At 48.9% G+C, this 1,077-nt stretch carries 1 protein-coding gene; it reads right to left on the bottom strand.

The window, feature by feature from the left end:
* Positions 1-489: 489 nt before the first annotated feature.
* Positions 490-816: a hypothetical protein gene (locus tag AB1S50_RS19490; RefSeq protein ID WP_367152941.1), complete on the bottom strand. Its 327-nt coding sequence runs from the start codon at positions 814-816 to the stop codon at positions 490-492.
* Positions 817-1,077: the final 261 nt, after the last annotated feature.

Raw genomic sequence — 1,077 nt, forward strand, 5'->3', positions numbered from 1 at the left:
TGAAGGCCGAGCTGCAGCGATTTATTCGTGTTCATAACCGCGATCTTGCCAAACCATTTAAATGGACAAAGAGCGCCGACACGATACTGGCTTCAGTGCGGCGAGCCAAAAATGTGTCACCTAATTAACCGCATGGCCCACTAGATTGTACTGCGTTTTCCACTCATCTGAAGATTTAAAAACGATACCGTCTAATGGGGAGGTTTTGTCTTCTTGCCAATCAGAAAGCTCTATCGATCCCTCACAGCGCTGTAACCGACGTAGGTAGGCGAGAAGCCTCTTTGTAGAAAGAGCTTCTAACTCGCGCTGATTCAACGGCTTTACGGGTTTTAGCATTATTGTTTCCAGGCTGTATAGCGCCCGCAACAGGGGCGACCAATGCTGTGCACATTTTGTGCGGAACTGGGAGCGCAGCGACCTGCGTAAAACGTGCGCAAGGTAAGCTGTCCCATGGAGGGCCTCCGGCCCGGAGTAAATTGCCCGGCCTTGTTAACTGATTTCCAGGCACTGGAAAACGCCGGATACAACCGCAGGGATTTTTTCAGCCTCATACTTTTCCGTATTGGGGTTCAAGCTTAGCCCATCACCGTATGACTCGTTTCGCTCCGAATACATCTGTATTTTGAACTCTTTAAACTCGCACTCTTCACTAACCTTCTGGAGCCAGACAGCTCTAACATTCGAAAAGCTCTCACCATCTGGAACTCGGATGCTCAAACTATCAATCCTTCCCGGAACTTTCTTTTCCGTTGGGACTACACCAAATGCCAACCAACTAGCGAAAAACAAGATCAATAGAAAGGCGTATTTCTTCATTCGTAGCTCGGCATTGTAACGCCGCGTTCAGTCGCGGCCAAAGCTGGGGGACTTTTATTATATAAGCGCGGCGACCACAAAAAACTCACAGCATTGGGCGTCGTGCTGCAACGCTTTGCTAGTGGCCCATGCGGAAAATAAGGTTACGTGATTTGATTTCACGTATACTTGTCACATGGATACTCCTGACGTTTTTACAATTACCGCTCATGATGCAGCGACCCTGGAAAGCTGGATTCGCAGCACCTCGCTTCAGCAGGG

It is taken from the genome of Microbulbifer discodermiae, from assembly GCF_040742695.1.
Lineage (GTDB): Bacteria > Pseudomonadota > Gammaproteobacteria > Pseudomonadales > Cellvibrionaceae > Microbulbifer.

What these genes read in the sequence shown, in the direction of transcription:
- AB1S50_RS19490 (WP_367152941.1), bottom strand. Translation starts at nt 816, where the DNA reads ATGAAGAAATACGCCTTTCTATTGATCTTGTTTTTCGCTAGTTGGTTG.